Source organism: Shewanella oncorhynchi, from assembly GCF_012584455.1.
In the GTDB taxonomy this organism is placed as follows: domain Bacteria; phylum Pseudomonadota; class Gammaproteobacteria; order Enterobacterales; family Shewanellaceae; genus Shewanella; species Shewanella oncorhynchi.
Window position 1 is genome coordinate 533,000 of the sequence record NZ_JABAEB010000001.1, and the last position, 16,309, is coordinate 549,308.

General features: G+C 43.6%; 19 protein-coding genes. 16 read left to right on the top strand and 3 right to left on the bottom strand.

Annotated features, from left to right (window positions below):
* Window positions 1-4: 4 nt before the first annotated feature.
* Window positions 5-1,081 (bottom strand): porin, encoded by a 1,077-nt coding sequence (locus tag HGO26_RS02295; RefSeq protein ID WP_168823015.1) that lies wholly within the window; start codon window positions 1,079-1,081, stop codon window positions 5-7.
* A gap of 690 nt (window positions 1,082-1,771) precedes the next feature.
* Between HGO26_RS02295 and HGO26_RS02300 the strand changes: the two genes are divergently transcribed.
* From HGO26_RS02300 to HGO26_RS02310, 3 genes are read left to right on the top strand one after another with little or no spacing between them, the layout of a single operon-like run.
* Entirely contained in the window at window positions 1,772-2,914 is a 1,143-nt protein-coding gene (locus HGO26_RS02300; RefSeq protein ID WP_168823017.1) for a transglutaminase-like domain-containing protein, read from the top strand.
* 16 nt (window positions 2,915-2,930) lie between these two features.
* Window positions 2,931-3,248 carry a hypothetical protein gene (locus HGO26_RS02305; RefSeq protein ID WP_345719238.1) on the top strand — a complete coding sequence of 106 codons (318 nt, stop codon included), beginning with the start codon at window positions 2,931-2,933 and terminating at the stop codon, window positions 3,246-3,248.
* Window positions 3,245-3,529 (top strand): heavy-metal-associated domain-containing protein, encoded by a 285-nt coding sequence (locus HGO26_RS02310; protein WP_028761311.1) that lies wholly within the window; start codon window positions 3,245-3,247, stop codon window positions 3,527-3,529. The genes HGO26_RS02305 and HGO26_RS02310 overlap by 4 nt, the downstream gene beginning before the upstream one ends.
* A 153-nt stretch (window positions 3,530-3,682) precedes the next feature.
* On the opposite strand, the gene HGO26_RS02315 is transcribed toward HGO26_RS02310, so the two are convergent.
* Entirely contained in the window at window positions 3,683-4,207 is a 525-nt protein-coding gene (locus HGO26_RS02315; RefSeq protein WP_168823022.1) for a hypothetical protein, read from the bottom strand.
* Window positions 4,208-4,480: 273 nt separating this feature from the next.
* Here HGO26_RS02315 and HGO26_RS02320 point away from each other — a divergent pair, with 273 nt between their 5' ends.
* The 12 genes from HGO26_RS02320 to HGO26_RS02375 all read left to right on the top strand — a co-directional run bounded on the left by HGO26_RS02320 (window position 4,481) and on the right by HGO26_RS02375 (window position 15,047).
* Complete coding sequence (locus HGO26_RS02320) at window positions 4,481-5,434, top strand: YbgA family protein (protein ID WP_107946875.1); 954 nt, start codon at window positions 4,481-4,483, stop codon at window positions 5,432-5,434.
* 60 nt (window positions 5,435-5,494) lie between these two features.
* Window positions 5,495-6,526: a MerR family transcriptional regulator gene (locus HGO26_RS02325; RefSeq protein ID WP_168823024.1), complete on the top strand. Its 1,032-nt coding sequence runs from the start codon at window positions 5,495-5,497 to the stop codon at window positions 6,524-6,526.
* Window positions 6,513-8,015: a deoxyribodipyrimidine photo-lyase gene (gene phrB, locus HGO26_RS02330; protein WP_168823026.1), complete on the top strand. Its 1,503-nt coding sequence runs from the start codon at window positions 6,513-6,515 to the stop codon at window positions 8,013-8,015. The genes HGO26_RS02325 and phrB overlap by 14 nt, the downstream gene beginning before the upstream one ends.
* Window positions 8,016-8,038: 23 nt before the next feature.
* The gene (locus tag HGO26_RS02335) at window positions 8,039-8,485 is read left to right on the top strand and encodes a nuclear transport factor 2 family protein (protein ID WP_168823028.1); all 447 of its coding nucleotides are present in this window, start codon (window positions 8,039-8,041) and stop codon (window positions 8,483-8,485) included.
* Window positions 8,485-9,285 carry an SDR family NAD(P)-dependent oxidoreductase gene (locus HGO26_RS02340; RefSeq protein ID WP_168823030.1) on the top strand — a complete coding sequence of 267 codons (801 nt, stop codon included), beginning with the start codon at window positions 8,485-8,487 and terminating at the stop codon, window positions 9,283-9,285. Before HGO26_RS02335 ends, HGO26_RS02340 begins: the two co-directional genes overlap by 1 nt.
* Window positions 9,282-10,532, top strand: a complete 1,251-nt coding sequence (locus HGO26_RS02345) for an NAD(P)/FAD-dependent oxidoreductase (protein ID WP_168823032.1) — start codon at window positions 9,282-9,284, stop codon at window positions 10,530-10,532. Before HGO26_RS02340 ends, HGO26_RS02345 begins: the two co-directional genes overlap by 4 nt.
* Entirely contained in the window at window positions 10,529-11,353 is an 825-nt protein-coding gene (locus HGO26_RS02350) for a DUF1365 domain-containing protein (protein ID WP_168823034.1), read from the top strand. Before HGO26_RS02345 ends, HGO26_RS02350 begins: the two co-directional genes overlap by 4 nt.
* A 1-nt stretch (window position 11,354) precedes the next feature.
* On the top strand, window positions 11,355-12,629 hold the full coding sequence (locus HGO26_RS02355) for an SAM-dependent methyltransferase (RefSeq protein WP_168823036.1): 1,275 nt from the start codon (window positions 11,355-11,357) through the stop codon (window positions 12,627-12,629).
* 91 nt (window positions 12,630-12,720) lie between these two features.
* The gene (locus HGO26_RS02360) at window positions 12,721-13,302 is read left to right on the top strand and encodes a DUF2878 domain-containing protein (protein ID WP_168823038.1); all 582 of its coding nucleotides are present in this window, start codon (window positions 12,721-12,723) and stop codon (window positions 13,300-13,302) included.
* 94 nt (window positions 13,303-13,396) lie between these two features.
* The gene (locus HGO26_RS02365; RefSeq protein ID WP_131523644.1) at window positions 13,397-14,011 is read left to right on the top strand and encodes a chalcone isomerase family protein; all 615 of its coding nucleotides are present in this window, start codon (window positions 13,397-13,399) and stop codon (window positions 14,009-14,011) included.
* A complete protein-coding gene (locus HGO26_RS02370) occupies window positions 13,999-14,544 on the top strand; it encodes a DUF3833 domain-containing protein (protein WP_168823040.1) in 546 nt (181 codons plus the stop codon). Before HGO26_RS02365 ends, HGO26_RS02370 begins: the two co-directional genes overlap by 13 nt.
* Before the next feature lie 275 nt (window positions 14,545-14,819).
* Window positions 14,820-15,047 (top strand): hypothetical protein, encoded by a 228-nt coding sequence (locus HGO26_RS02375; RefSeq protein ID WP_131523646.1) that lies wholly within the window; start codon window positions 14,820-14,822, stop codon window positions 15,045-15,047.
* An 83-nt stretch (window positions 15,048-15,130) separates the two neighbouring features.
* Here the strand turns inward: HGO26_RS02375 and HGO26_RS02380 are convergent, their stop codons facing one another.
* A complete protein-coding gene (locus HGO26_RS02380; protein ID WP_168823042.1) occupies window positions 15,131-15,475 on the bottom strand; it encodes a DUF3634 family protein in 345 nt (114 codons plus the stop codon).
* Window positions 15,476-15,628: 153 nt separating this feature from the next.
* Here HGO26_RS02380 and HGO26_RS02385 point away from each other — a divergent pair, with 153 nt between their 5' ends.
* Window positions 15,629-15,814, top strand: coding sequence for a hypothetical protein (locus tag HGO26_RS02385; RefSeq protein ID WP_168823044.1), 186 nt, complete (start codon window positions 15,629-15,631; stop codon window positions 15,812-15,814).
* Window positions 15,815-16,309 lie beyond the last annotated feature (495 nt).

A 16,309-nucleotide genomic window follows, 5' to 3' on the forward strand; every position in this document is an offset into this window, starting at 1 on the left:
TCTCCTAAAATACTAAGTCAATGCCAAGACTGATGGATTTCGAATCCCCTGCGACTTTCATACCTGGGCCACCGTCATCTTTAACGTCATCATACTGAATTTTAAAGGCCGCCGAAGGATGGAAATCCCAACGTATACCTGCAGAACTTGTATGGTGAACTTCACCGCCTTCACCATCATTGAAGTCCGAATAGGAAATGTAAGGCATCACTGAATCGATACGATAGCCGAACGAGAGAAGATAAGTATCTAGATTACTCCCATCGAGATCTAAGCGGTTAAGCTCAGATAAAAAAAGGAAATTCTCATAATCTATATTAACGGATAGGCCATAAAACTTACCCGTACGTTGGTTGCTACCATTCCATTCCTGCTGAATACCACCAATATAACGTTCGTTAGTGTATTGCATATGCGTGAGGCGAATATCTAACCAATCTTTATTGAATTGAACAACAATACCGCCTATATCCTTCCATACTTCTCGGGTATTTTCGAGGAAGAAAAAATCAGATAAAAGCTTATTAGGTTCGCTATCTTCGCTACCGTAATAAACTTGTCCAGACATAGTCCAGTCGCCAATTAAATAGTTATATAAGGCGCTGACACCTGTGTAGTTAAATATTTGCCATGTGTAATTATCTGCGGGTGGACGTATCCAAGGATAAGCATATCCAACATCAAAAAAGTCACTGTAATAGTAGAGCGGTAAGCGTTTTTTACCTCCTTGTACTGTCCAATGATCATTGATCTCATAGGACAGATAAGCCCATTCAAAACTTGCCGAAAAGTCATCAGCCCCGCGGGAAACAACCTGTGCCGTGGCAGATAAACCTTCGAGTAAATCCGCTGAGAATTGAATACCAAATAAGGTATCGGGTTTGAAACTAATATCTTCATCATAGGCGCCAACGAGTGGATAGTCGGCGAGAAAGGTGGGGCCTAAATCAAACTCTGCAACGCCCGAACCTTCGAGAACTTGACCAGCAACAACTGAGGCAAAACCTGAAATGTTGACTTCTGCATAAGCGGTGGAGCTGAGCAAAAGTGAGCAAAGACCTAATGAAAGCTTATGTTTCATAAAAAAGCCCTTTAAGTGAGTATATTCGTTTTTAAGCCTAGAACAGGTACAAACATACGCAAACTTTTATTAAACATTTTTGCAACATGGTGGTTTGGCTCTCATTTTGAAAGATAAGTTTGATATTTTATGAGTAAAAAGCGTTAGGTAATTCGAGCTAACTTAAGTCAAAACTGTAAGTTCAATATTCTAAATTTGGAATGATTACTCAGCCATACCATTAAACTGTTCAGGTGAGACTGTGTTCTCCCTGAAAATTGTTTCGAAAATTCGCCAAAGAATATTATTGATTTTGCTAAATGAGAGACTCAAAGCTTGAGTGAAAAGTGGTGAGATAATTATCTTTATTAACAATATTAGCCAAAGCTAAATGTGGTTGTTATTTAGCCTTTAGATTATAAAAATAACGCAATGGATACTTTTTATTAAACTAAAATTGGGCTTTTTACATAAAAATGCTCTAAATCTATCATTGATTATGCTTGTTAAGTCAACGTCGATATTTATTCCATTTTCATAAGTATGCTAGCGCTGTAGCATATTTTACTGAGTCTTTTTCTCCGATGTAGTGGTTTTATACTGTATGGTTAGCGGCTTGATTGCTGCACAGTGCTATAGCACCTATAATCTTGCTCTCTTATGTTGAGTTTCTCTTCTTTCTAAACATGATCCAATAAAAGGAATGTCATAATGCAAAGACGCAATTTTTTAAAAAGTGCGGCTATTTTGTCGACTGCGGGTTTTATCACGCCGGTACTGGCATCTTCCTCTAAATCGAGTGTCGTTGAACATAGCTCAAGCGATGGACGCCGCCGTTTTATCTTAACCAACACTTACCATCTTGTTGCCCCAGAAGGGTCTGAGGGCGTGGTTAAGTTGTGGATCCCTTTACCTGAAGACACGCAATTCCAATTGGTGAGTCAGTTGAATTTTACGGGCAGTTTTAAAGACGCCTATATCAGCTCAAACAACAGTTATGGCGCCAAAACCCTGTTTGCGACTTGGCCCGATGCCAAAGCGAACATGACAATAACGGTTGAGCTTGATATTGAAACGATAGATTGGGAACCCGTTAAAAGCGGCGCCTTAACCCATTACCGCACCCCAGAGCAGATACATTATCCTGCAGATGTTGAACGTTATTTGCTGCCGACTAAACACATGCTGATTAATGGTATTGTGAAGCAAACAGCAGATAAGATCGTTGGCAGCGAGACTGAACCACTGAAGCAAGCACGACTGATTTATCTTTGGGTTAGCGCTAATATGTTTCGCGATAATAGCGTGATTGGCTGTGGTACGGGTGATGTAGCAAGTATCCTCGAAAGTGGCAAGTTAGGCGGTAAGTGTACCGATATTAACTCAGTATTTGTGGCGCTAATGCGCGCAGTGGGGATCCCTGCCCGTGAGATGTTTGGGATTCGCTTAGGTCAGGCTATCAAGATGGGCGAATACTCTAAAAAGGCCTTTGGTAGTGCTGATGACAAAGGGTTTGCCGATGTCAGTGGTGGTCAACATTGTCGCGCTATGTTCTATTTAGCGGGTTATGGTTGGTTGCCAGCCGATCCTGCTGATGTGACAAAAATGCGTTTGACGGAGAAAAAAGAACACAGCGATCCCGCAGTTCAGGCCGTGAATGATTACCTCTTTGGCAATTGGGAAATGAACTGGGTTGGCTTTAACTATGGCCGTGACTTTGATTTATTCCCTACAGCCGAACAGACACCACTGAATAACTTTGGCTACCCTTATGCCGAAGTTGATGGCGATCCCGTGAACTATTATGAGCCTAAAGTGTTTGCCTATGACTACCAGTCAACCGAACAACGCTAAGGGCCTCTTCGCGACTATGGCCGCCGCAGTGCTTGCTGCGGTTGCTTCAAGCCTATGCTGTATTGCACCGCTTATTTATCTGGTGTTCGGGGTGTCGGCCGCAAGTCTGTCGGGGATTGAGCAACTGAGCTGGCTGCAAGTGCCCATGTTGCTACTGTCGTCTGGGCTGATTCTGATGGGATTTTGGCGGCTCTATTTTGCTAAAAAGCCACTGTGTACCGCGACGTTGAGTCGTACTCAGATGCTGTGGCTGTACTGGTTAACTGTACCTGTTGTGCTGGCATTTCAGTCATATCCTTTTGTATTACCTTGGTTATTAGAGGTGCTTGAATGAAGTTAGTGTTATTTCTCGCCTTAAGTCTGTGTTCAGCGTCGAGCTGGGCGGCAAACGTGCTGGTCACCTTAGATGTTAAGGGCATGACTTGTCCGCTGTGTGTCACTGTCGTGAATAAAGCGCTGCGTAAAACCGATGGGGTGATTAAGGCCAAGGCTTCGTTAAAAACGGAGCAAGCCTTAGTGACAGTGCCAGAGGATTTTAATCTAGATAGTTTGCTTAAGGCCGTCGACGAAACTGGGTATAAGGGCAGTATTAATAAGGTAGAAAAACAATCCTAAGCGTTGGTGTCTTTAGTAACGGATTGAGTGACATTATAAAATATCAGTCTAGCTTCAAATGATTAGACTGATATTTCACCGAGAAAATACACTCTGTATCCCACTTGTTACTTCCTTCACTGCCAATTTTTTCCTTTGCGGGTCATTTCTTCGTTAGCTGTAATACACCTCGGACTCGATACGACGTTGCCGCTCTTCATTTTTCTCCGATGATTCTTTAATCAGATCCAATTTTTGCGCTTGCAGTAATTCTAGTTGCTTGGCTTTTTGTTCTTCAGATAGATTTTCATCGGCTGCAACCTTCGCCATTTCTTCATCTATCTTATTAATTTTATCCCTATCGACTCCTGTACGGTTATCTAAAATAGCCTGCATGGCTTTGTCCAACCTGTTGATGCTTTTGTCTGGTTCAGGCGTGCCTGCAATGGCTTGCACATTACCCGTGTAGCCTTGTTTAGCGTTAGGGGCCAGATGGCTATAGGTATCGGCAGTCGTTACCGATGCTGCAGAGGAGAGCGTTACAGAATCTTGGCTTATTGATGAAGTTAGATTCGCCGCCGTCATTGAATTTGCACGAGTTCCTAGGCCATTTGTGCCCGGCTCGACTTGCTTGAGTGGCACATTGGCATAACTTTTCGCAAAGGTATTGGTATAACTATTGGGGTTAATTGTGCTCATATTCGACTCCTTTATATATGAATCTGTCCCTTGGCCACCTGCGGTTTAAAATGTTGAGCGGTTAACTAATGGGTGTTGCTGGACGTTTCAATATTATCTGATGACAACTTTGCAATTTGAATTAGCAAGTTATAGGCCAAGTTAGGTTTATTTGTGGTTGATTTATCAGGAGTCACTGTTAAACGATACTTTTAAAAAATATTTATACAAAAACTTGATCCTTGTACAACTATGGTCCGTAATTAGAAGCATAGTGATACAAGGAGTCGACTTATGTACAAGTTTAACCCGCAGCGAATTCAGATTGGGATCAGTGCTTGCTTATTAGGGGAGAAGGTTCGTTTTGATGGCGGACATAAAAATTCGACCTATTGTAATCAAGAGATTAAGCAATTTTTCGATTATGTGCCCATCTGTCCTGAAATGGCGATTGGCTTAGGTGCACCCCGGAAAAGTATCCGACTAGTCCGTGATGGGGAAACCATCTTAGTTCAGAGTGGTGACGGTAGCTTAGATGTGACCGATAAGCTCAATGAATACAGCGAAAACAAGGTTGAAGAGCTCGATTTCCTCGGAGGATACTTACTTTGCGCTAAGTCGCCAACCTGCGGCATGGAGCGGGTAACAGAGTATAAAATTGGCACTAACAATGGTTCTAAGTCTGGCATTGGTGTATTTGCTCGCAAATTGATGGAACGATATCCACTATTGCCCGTGGAAGAAGAAGGCCGCTTGCATGACATGGTGCTGCGGGAGAATTTTTTCACCCGCGTTTATGCCTATCACGATTGGCACCTGATGAAACATGAAGGGCTGACTAAGCATAAGTTAGTGAAGTTTCATTCTCGCTATAAATACCTATTGATGGCACACAGCCCGACATGGTATCGCGAGCTTGGGCCGATAGTGGCCAATATTGAGGATCTTGAGCAAAGCGCGACCCGCTACTTTGAAGGTTTTATGACGGCGCTGAAAATTAATGCGACCCGTAAAAATCATACCAGTACGCTGCAGCATATTCAGGGTTACTTTAAAAAGCATTTGAGCAAAGAGCAAAAGACAGAACTGTCTGAAGCGATTATGAAATATCGCCAAGGTCTATTGCCGTTATTAGTACCTATCACGCTCATTAACCATTATTTACGCGAATTTCCAACACCTTATATTGAAGAGCAAGTGTACTTAAACCCTCATCCTGAGGCGTTAAAGCTGCGCTATGCCTATTAACGTTTACCTAATCGCATTCAGTTGATTTTAGCTTTTGATTTAGTGAGTTATTACTGAAATATGAAACAAACTATAGAGAACACGGCCCACACAGAACCCAATGGTGAGATATTACTCCCCATTGGTGAAGTGTCGGCCTTAACGGGCGTGAATGCCGTGACCTTAAGGGCATGGCAGCGCCGTTTTGGCTTAGTGATCCCTGCACGTACACCCAAGGGACACAGATTATATACGAGCGAAAATATCCAAGAAATCCATGAGATTAATGCATGGCTAGCTAAAGGTGTTGCGATCAGTAAGGTTAAACCTTTGCTGATGAGTGCTGCTAAATCTTCGTTTACAGAAATAGTTCAAACCCAAGCCATTGATTTATGGTGCGAGCAAGTCACTGCGCTCAATACGGCATTATTCGATTTCAATCAGCACAAATTACAGCAGATATTAGATGATGCATTTGGCTTATATCCTTTCCAATTGGTGAAAGAAAAGTTGCTACAACCTTGGCTTAATCAACTCGAGGACTTAGTGAATGAGCGGCTTGATGCCGAGTTAATTATTGCTTGGTTAAAGAGCGAGTTACTTAACCGAGTGGGTGGACGTCATGCCTTTAATGGGCAGGCCGTGACGGCGAGAATCGCTGTGGTGAGTCTATCCCGTGGGGTACATACCTCGCTTAATTCCACCCGCACTAACATTTTGTTTTCTCTACTTCTATCGCTCGAGTTAGCGTCGCTGCGGGTATCGGTTATTGATCTTGGCGAGCAAGCCATGGGCAGTTTACCTTTGCTGCGAGGCAGGCTTAACGTCGATGCACTTTTGCTTATTCCCGACTCAAATCATTCGGGTTCTGAACAGACTGAAATGCTGACTGTATTGGAACAAATGACTTTCCCATGCTGGTTTATGGGGCCTTTTGCGCCAACGTTAAGCTTTTTATCTGCTTTTTTGGCGTCTTCGACGACGGACTTGATTGGGAAAATGCCATCTCGTTTAGCGGGGAAGGTGAATAGAAGTCGTAAGCACAGTGGAAAGATGAATACCGTGAATCAAAGCGAGCAGATAAATAGCGAGAAAAACAATGACATTAGCTAACGATTCAATGCAAATAGATTCAATTCCAATAAAAGTGCAGGGCAATAATGCACTGATGTGGTTTCGCCAAGATTTACGCCTTGCCGATAATCAGGCATTAACCGCTGCTTGCGATTGGGCGCGGGAGAATGGCGTGGCACTTAAGGCCATTTACATTGCTACGCCAGCTCAGTGGCAGCGCCATGACGTTGCGCCCATTCAGTTGGATTTTATCGAACGTCATATCAATTTACTTGCCCAAGGACTGGCGAGTCTTGGTATTGGATTCGAGTTAATTCAGTTAGATACCTTTGCTGATGTACCTGAGTTTATCGGTCACTATTGCCAGCAACTGGGGATTGGTCGAGTGTTTGCTGGTCGCGAGCCTGAGATTAACGAGCAACAGCGCGACCAAGCCTGTATTCAATCGGGGATTCCTCTGGTGTTAACCGATGAGCATTGTTTGCTTAAGCCGGGCACTGTGCTGAATTTGTCCGGCGACATGTACAAGGTTTTCACTCCTTTTAGCCGTAAGTGGCGAGAAATTGCCGCCCGCCATGCCATTTTGCCGCTTCCTGTTCCGGCGCCACTTGGACCTGTGTTGGCCGAGCCAAAGCCGCTTTTGTTTAACAATGTCACTAAAGTGTCGAGTGAACTTTGGGCTGCGGGAGAAGGGCAGGCAAAGCGTTTGCTCTCGGCATTTATTCAGCAGAAAGTGCAGGATTATAAGCAAGATAGGGATTTCCCCGCCATTGATGGCACTAGTTCAATTTCACCCTATCTGGCCATTGGTGTGGTGAGCCCAAGACAATGCGTTGCCGCGCTGCTGCATCAATTCCCTGAGGTGATTGTCGACGACACTAGCCCTGCTCGTACTTGGTTAAATGAGCTTACTTGGCGTGAGTTTTACCGTCATTTGCTGGTGGCATTTCCCGATTTATCTAAGAATCACAATTTCAATCGTCAAGCCGACCATGTGCAGTGGCGCAATAACCCGCAGGAGTTTGCTGCTTGGTGTGAAGGTCGTACTGGCTATCCGATTGTGGATGCGGCTATGCGCCAACTCAATCAAACGGGTTGGATGCACAATCGGCTGCGTATGGTGGTGGCGAGTTTCCTGACTAAACATCTGCTGATTGACTGGCGCTGGGGCGAGCGCTATTTCCGCCAAAAACTGATTGATGGTGACTTAGCCGCGAATAATGGCGGCTGGCAGTGGTCTGCGGGTTGTGGCTGCGATGCTCAGCCTTATTTCCGTATTTTTAATCCTATAAGCCAGAGTGAAAAGTTTGATCCAGATGGCAGCTTTATCCGTAAGTATTTACCAGAGCTCGTATCTTGGGGAATTAAGCAATTACATCAACCCAGTACAGCGCAGACACCGTCCTTGTTTGAACAGCCGTTATTCAACACTAAAACGGCTTATCCAAGTGCGATTGTCGAGCACAGTGCAGCAAGAGCAAGGGCATTAACCGTATTAGGCGTATTGAAAAAGGCCACGGCCCAATAAATAGGATCAGGAGCAATAGCAAGATGACAAACCAAGCGACGACTGAGACTAATACGCTTGTTGATGATTTTATTCAGCTTTATCAAGCTTTAAATAAAGATAACTTGCATCTGTTAGCTCAGGTTTATGACGACAATATTTGCTTTACCGATCCTATGCATCAAATCACAGGGCTAGCGTCGTTAACTCAGTACTTCGCGAAGTTATATAAGAATGTTAAGCATATTCAGTTTGAGATCAAAGAAGTGCAGCAGGATGCGAATCAAGCCGCGCTGTTTTGGCAGATGGAATATAGCCACCCTAAGTTGAATAAAGGTGGGCTTATCCGTGTTGATGGCATGAGCCAACTTAAATTTAACGACAAGATTTATTTTCACAGGGATTACTTCGACTTAGGGCAAATGTTGTATGAGCATTTACCTTGTATGGGCGGCCTTATCCGCTTACTCAAAGACAGGGCGGCAAAGTAATGGACGCTGTTAAGCCGATGAAAATAAATACAGTGCTGATTACAGGTGCAAGCTCAGGCATTGGATTGCAACTGGCGCAGGATTATTTGTCCCTAGGTTGGCATGTCATTGCCTGTGGCCGCTCGCTGCAAAGGTTAGATGCGTTAGCCTTGAATGAACTAGTAGGTGCTACGTTGTTAATTTTTGATATATCCCAGCGCGACCAAGTTCAACAAGCTGGCCAAAATGTAGCTGAGCTATTGGCGAAAACAGATTCTCAGCTCGATTTGGTCATTTTGAATGCGGGCAGTTGTGAATATATTGATGATGCTAAGGCTTTCGATGATGTGTTGTTCGAGCGCGTTATCCATACCAATCTAATTGCAATGGGATATTGCCTCGGGGCATTTTTACCTTTAATGCCTAGGGGGTCACGTATTGGCTTAATGAGTTCTAGTGCTATTTATTTACCTTTCCCTCGCGCTGAAGCTTACGGCGCCTCTAAAGCCGGCGTGCAGTATTTAGCCTCGAGTCTTGCGCTCGATCTTGCCAAGAACGACATAGGCGTGAGCTTGATTTGCCCTGGTTTTGTGGCGACACCACTGACCGCAAAAAATGATTTTTCTATGCCAATGCAAGTGAGTGTACAAACCGCTTCTAAGGCGATACGTAATGGGCTGAAAGGTGGCAAGCGCGAGATCCATTTTCCGCGACGCTTTACTTATCTATTGAAGTTGATGTCGTTTTTACCTGCCTTTGTGTGGCAAAAAATGATTGCAAACGATACTCAAGCCAAGCCGCTAAAGGACAAGAGTTTATGAAAAATATCGCCATCATCGGCACCGGCATTTCTGGATTAACCTGTGGCCATCTATTAAGCGAGTCGCACAGGGTTACAGTGTTTGAGGCCAATGACTATATCGGCGGCCACACGGCGACAGTCGATGTGGAGCATCAAGGGCAAACCTACGCTATAGACACAGGTTTCATCGTGTTTAATGACAGAACGTATCCACGATTTGAACGTTTATTGGCTCGCCTTAATGTCACCATATTACCGACTGAGATGAGTTTTAGCGTGCACAATGCTCTGACTGGGCTTGAATACAACGGCCACAATTTAGGCAGTTTGTTTGCCCAAAAGCGTAACCTCCTGAATCCACGCTTTTGGGCCTTTTTAAAAGAAATTTTGCGCTTCAATAAAGGCTGTAAGGCACTCTATCAACAGGATATTTATCCCGAAGGTAACTTAGGTGATTATTTAGACAGTGAACACTTCTCACCATTTTTTGCTGAGCATTACATTTTGCCTATGGGTGCGGCGATTTGGTCTTCGAGCATAGAAGATATGCGCGCGTTTTCGTTGAAGTTTTTTATTCGTTTCTTCCAGCACCATGGTTTATTGAATGTCAGTGATAGACCCCAGTGGTATGTGCTAAAGGGGGGCTCGCGTAGCTATATTCCTGATCTTATTGCGCCCTTTAAAGACAATATCCGCCTTAACTCACCTGTGACAGGTATTGAACGCCATGGCAATGGGGTGAAGTTACAAGTTCACGGTGAATGGTTGGAATTCGATGAGGTGATTTTAGCCTGTCATAGCGACCAAGCACTGCGTATGTTAAACGATCCTACGCCAACAGAACGCGCCATTTTAGGCGACCTCAGCTACCAGAATAACGATGTGGTGCTGCACATGGATACGCGTATTTTACCTAAGCGAAAAGCCGCTTGGGCGAGTTGGAACTATCGATTAGATGGTAACCTAAAACGTCCAGCGTCAGTGACTTACAACATGAACATACTGCAACAGTTGCCAGCCAATGCGCCGACCTTTTGTGTCACCTTGAATCAGTCAGAGTTGATTGATGAGTCGAAAGTGATACGCCGCTTCAATTATGCCCACCCAGTGTTTAACGAAGCCAGTCTTAAGGCTCAGGGCCGCCGTGAGGAAATATCCGGGCAAAATCATACTCATTTTGCTGGCGCCTATTGGCACAATGGTTTCCATGAAGATGGCGTTCGCAGTGCACTTGATGTGTGTGCCCATTTTGGTGTCAGCCTATGACAGGTTTAAATGTGACAGGTCTAAATATGACAGAGCTCAATAGCGGTATTTATTACGGCACTGTATCCCACAGCCGTTTTACGCCGATTAAACATAGCTTTAGTTATGCCATGGCGCTGTTGGCGATTGATTTAGATGAAGTCGATAAGATCAGTGCCATGGGGCGAGTTTTTGCCAGCCAGCATCGCGCTTTATTAAGATTCAATCCTAAAGACTATTTAACTTCTTTTACGACTAAATCCAATGACAGCGGTGAAGTGGCTGTTGTCGATCCGAGCGCAGCTGCACTCAAGAGTCGCGTATTGACTCAAGTGGCAGCGTTAGGCGCAGAGAAGCTGTGCGATCGAGTTTTGTTTGTGGGTCAGATCCGCCATTTTGGCGTGTATTTTAGCCCAGTAAATTTCTACTTTTGTTATCAGGAACAAACGCCTTTATACATGTTGGCCGAGGTGAGTAACACGCCTTGGGATCAGCGCCATTGCTATTTAGTCGATTTAGCCGCGCCCAAACCTTCTGACAAAGTGTTTCACGTGTCTCCCTTTATGACTCTCGATATGCGTTATCTCTGGCATGTGTCTGCGCCGAGTGAAGACTTAAACATCGGTATTGAAAACAAGTCGATGCAAGAGAATGGCAAAAAACTGTTTAATGCCAATTTAGTGATGAAACGCCAACCGATAACGGCGGCCAATTTACGGACGCTTTTGTTTCGCTTCCCTTTTATGACTCTCAAGATCTTCTTCGGGATTTATTGGCAAGCGCTAAAACTCTTTTTTAAACGTGTGCCCTTTGTGCCGCATCCAGCTCAGATGGAGAAATAACATGGAAAATACGGCTTCGCAAACCTCAGTCACCACAGGGAAACTGCCCGACAGTATTGCGCGTAAAGTCTTGCTTAAGGCGCTGGAAAGTCTCCCACATGGCTGCTTGACCTTGGTTGAGGGCGACAAGAGTTATCGTTTTGGTGAGAGTCATACCGACTTGCACGCCACGCTTGTGGTTAAACACCCGAGTTTTTATCGTCAAATCATGCTTTCAGGCTCCATTGGTGCGGGTGAAGGTTATATTCAAGGCCATTGGACGAGCCCTGATCTCACCAAAGTCGTACAACTGTTTGCCCGTAATTTAGCCTTACTCGATAAGATTGAAGCCAAATTCTCTTGGTTAACTGGCTCGATAAACCGTGTGAAGCATGTGCTGAATCGCAATTCTCAAGAGGGCTCAAAGCGGAATATTCTCGCCCACTATGATTTGGGTAATGCTATGTATGAGCAATTCCTCGACCGTGAAATGTTGTATTCGAGTGCGCTTTATCCCCATGAGGAAGCCAGTTTGCAGGAAGCGCAGTTGTTTAAGCTGATGACTATTTGTGAGCGGCTGGATTTACAGCCGGGTCAAACCTTGCTTGAGATTGGTACAGGTTGGGGCGCGCTGGCTATTTATGCGGCTAAGCATTATGGCGTGCACGTGACAACAACAACGATTTCAGATGCGCAATACGCCTATACCAAAGCCCGTGTCGAACGCGAAGGGCTAAGCGATAAAGTGACGCTGCTGACAGAGGACTATCGCAATCTCACTGGGGAATACGACAGGGTTGTTTCTATCGAGATGATTGAAGCTGTGGGGCATGAGTATTTACCAGGCTTCTTTAAAAAGCTGGAAACCTTGTTAAAACCCAATGGGCGCATGCTGCTACAGGCGATAACGATTGCCGATCAACGTTACGACAGTTATCGCAAAAGTGTGGATTTTATTCAGCGTTATATTTTCCCCGGTGGCTGCTTACCCTCAGTGAGCCAAATGGTCGGTCACATTGCCAAACAGACGGACATGGTGGTCTGGTCGCTCAATGATATGGGGCTCGATTACGCTAAAACCTTAAAACATTGGCATGAGAATTTTGATCATGCGATAGGCGAAATCCAAGCTTTAGGTTATGGCGATGATTTTATTCGGATGTGGAAATTTTACCTAAGTTATTGTGAAGGTGGATTTTTAGAACGCACCACAAGCACAGTGCATTTAGTGGCTGTGCGTCCGGACTATCGCATTGCTAGCCATCATCTCCCAAGCCATAGTCCTAATGCGATGTAATTTGTTTTGATTAAGCAGTCACTTTAGTGGAAATGACCATTTTCGTTGGAATGAGCCGCTTTGTTTGCAGCAAGATAAAAGTGAGGCAAAGATGAAGTCTATGTTAGCTAACTCTCGGGTTCCTTTTAAACATCAGGGCTTTATTCTCTATAACGCCTTGAGTTTTCAGGCTGTGTGGTGGTCTAGCGTACTTTGGCTTAACACCTCACTGTTGTTAACTATCCCTTTGTTATTATTTCACTTTATCCTGCTAGCTTCATTAGGTAAGCACGAGTATCGCAAAGTGGATTTGCTATTGATGCTAAAGGTTGCAGCCTTAGGAATAGGCGTAGATACCGTACTCTCTGTTTTAGGGGTGTTTGAGCTTGCTCTTTTCCCTTGGTGGCTTTGTTGCCTGTGGCTGCATTTTGCTTTGACTCTGAATCATAGTTTGGCCTTTATGCGACCTTTACCGCTGATATTTCAGGCGTTACTCGGGGGCATATTTGGTGGGTTAAGCTATTTGACTGGCGCACAATTTAATGCCGTGAGTTTGCCCTATGGCAATGTTATTTCTGCTGTGGTGTTATTTTTGGTTTGGCTAGTCTTACTGCCATTTTTAATCCAACTTGCTAATCCCTATGGATTTAATCGAAGCACTAAAGCGCGTTCTTTTACTGTGTTTGGGCGTTAATTATTGAGTTGTAAAAATTGATCGCGGTTAAGTCATTATGCCGTTTTTAGTTAAGTACCTGTTGTAAGACATCATGCAGTAAAAGGGGGATCCCATGTCGTCAGTTCGTAATCGTAGCCCAAATCTTGGTTTTTCATTTTTGAATTCAAGCTGCTTAAGTCTATTGGCCCTCAGTTTATTGGCCGCACCTTTAAAAGCGTTAGAGGCGAAAACGCCTGATTTTGAAAACATTACTATCGAACTGAATGATGCCGCCGATGTGACGCAGACTTTTCAGGAAGTGGGCCGCGGAGAAATGGATTGGCTGTGGTTTAGTTTGTATAAGGCCAGACTGATGACGGTAAATGGCCGTTATCAACAGGGGCAATATCCTCTGCTGTTAGATATTGAATATTATCGAGATATTGAGTCAGAGGATTTGCTCGAAGCGACAAAAGATCAATGGAAGCATCTAGCGTTTGCCGAAAATGATATCCAACGTTGGTTGGGTTTATTAAATGCGACTTGGCCCGATGTGAAGCAGGGCGATCATTTAAGTTTTAAGGTGATAGATGGACAAACGAGTCAGTTTTTCTTTAATCATCAACCACTCGACATTATCCATGATGCTAATTTTGCTGAAGCATTTTTAGCGATTTGGTTATCGAAAGCCACTAGTCGTCCTGATTTGCGGGCGCAATTACTCGGAGAAAAACCATGCGATTGTTGAAACGGCTTGTTTGCCGAAAGTTATTTTTAGGTTTAATAATGATAGGGCTGTTGTCGAGTTGTTCATCGGTGGAAGTGACTGATTATAAAGATACTCATCCGACATTGGTTTTGGAGTCATTTTTTAATGGACCATTAAAAGCCTCTGGGGTCGTACAAGATTTTAGTGGCAAAGTAATCCGCAAATTCAATGTCATTATGGAAGCCAGTTGGCAGGGAAGTGAGGGGGTCATTAATGAATGGTTTGTGTATGATGATGGTGAAACTCAAACGCGTGTATGGCGCATTAAGGCACTAGGGGAAGGGCGATACTCAGGAACTGCAGGTGACATTATCGGGACTGCCGATGGCCAATCTAGCGGCAGTGCGCTACGTTGGAAATACGATATGTTATTGCCTGTGGATGGTGAGGAATATCAAGTTCATTTCGACGATTGGATGTTCTTAGTGAATGAGAATACGATTATAAATCAGAGCGATATTATTAAGTTTGGCATCACAGTTGCTAAAGTCACTTTAGTTATTCAAAAATAGTCTCAGCAATTTTTAGTTAAGTTGGCTTACCCCAGTTTGTCTTGGATTCACTCTGTTGATTAAGGCTTAAATGTTGATTAAGACTTAAATTGGCTTAAACAGTATAGCTTGGCTAATAACCCCCTTTTTTCTGCATTAAAGTGTGGAAGTCAAACCAAAGTTGCAGCTAGGCATTTTTGCTAGTGGCATAAGCGATATATGGGGGTAAGGTTATTGCAACCCATTGTTTAAATTTAATTAATTTGAGCTTAAGTCTAAATGGATAGGGGTAGTCGATGAATAAACACGTTGTTTTATGGGGAGTATTTTTTAGTCTGTCGTTAACTGCTTGTTCATCTTTTGACTTTAAGTTTGAGGATCATTCTGAGAAACAAGTCGATCCTCATCAACCCGCAAGCGATCCTATGGTGCAAGATAATGAACGTCGTATTCGAGATGCGAGAAAAGACGGGCAGTTAGAATCCGATTTTCTAAAACCTAGGTATCCAGTTAAGTTTAAATAAGAAAATGCCTTAGGAACTCACTGCAACCTTAATACTTAACTATCAATAGCAAGTATTAAGGTTGCTAGGGGAGAGGCGAAGAACTAACACGCTTGACGACTGTTATCTATCGATTTTTTGTCATAATATTCAAACGGAAACAGATTACGAATCCTTTGCTTTACATTGTCACTCACGTTGGCAGAAATATGTAAGCGTACATCTCCTGATTTTTCAGCCCTAACAGTACAAGTCAGTTTTTCGGTTTTAGCGATTTGGCGGCATTCCCGTTCGAATCGTTCGGGGATCTTGCCCTTATGCTGAGTCATACGGCCATCTTTAAAATGCATTTCAAAAATAGTCAGACCTTTCTTGCCACCAAATATCAGTTTGTAAACGAGAAATATACCAATAGCGACAAAAATGAGTTTGAAAATATCGGCTGTCATAACGCCTCCTATCTTATGTTTATAGAACCAAGATACTCCCGAGTTAGTTGTTTTAACAGTGCGCTAACGCGCAATTTTGAATTGGCAATAAAATGATTCCAGCCTAGACTTAACTGGCTAAGGAAAAGTAACCCCTCAGTTAAGGAAAACGCCATGTACTTATCAAATGCAGATCGTTGGTCATTATTGTGTAAGAAGCAAATCGATGTTATCGAAAAACTTGCTACACATTTCCCAGAGAGAAAAGCACATCTAAGTGAGCTCACTCAAGGGTGGCGCCATGTTCAACATCAAGTTCAAGCAGGTGATAGGCCTATTCCACTCGAGCTCATCAAATAAGCACGATTGAGTCATTTGGAACTAGATAGTTTGTATAAGAACGCAAAGCCACTCAATAATGAGTGGCTTTTTTATGTGGCGAATATAAAACTATCATTTATAGGGGTAAAGGATTAAGTGATTGTCTGTTGCGTGATGTCAATAAATTATCTTATACGCTCAATTTGAGCGTTTATTGTGCCAGTATTGAGGGCGCTATCGTTATTATTGAGGAAAGTCAGTTGTGTTTTGCTTTGAAACGATTCAAATTTCATATACAAAAAAGCCACTAATTGAGTGGCTTCGTTGTTTATATGGTGCCGGCACCAAGAGTCGAACTCGGGACCTGCTGGAATTATCGAGAGTAAGTCAGTTGCGCTTTGTACTGAACACTTCAAATTTCAGATACAAAAAAACCACTCATTGAGTTGCTTCATTGTTTATATGGTGCCGGCACCAAGAGTCGAACTCGGGACCTACTGATTACAAGTCAGTTGCTCTACCAACTGAGCTATG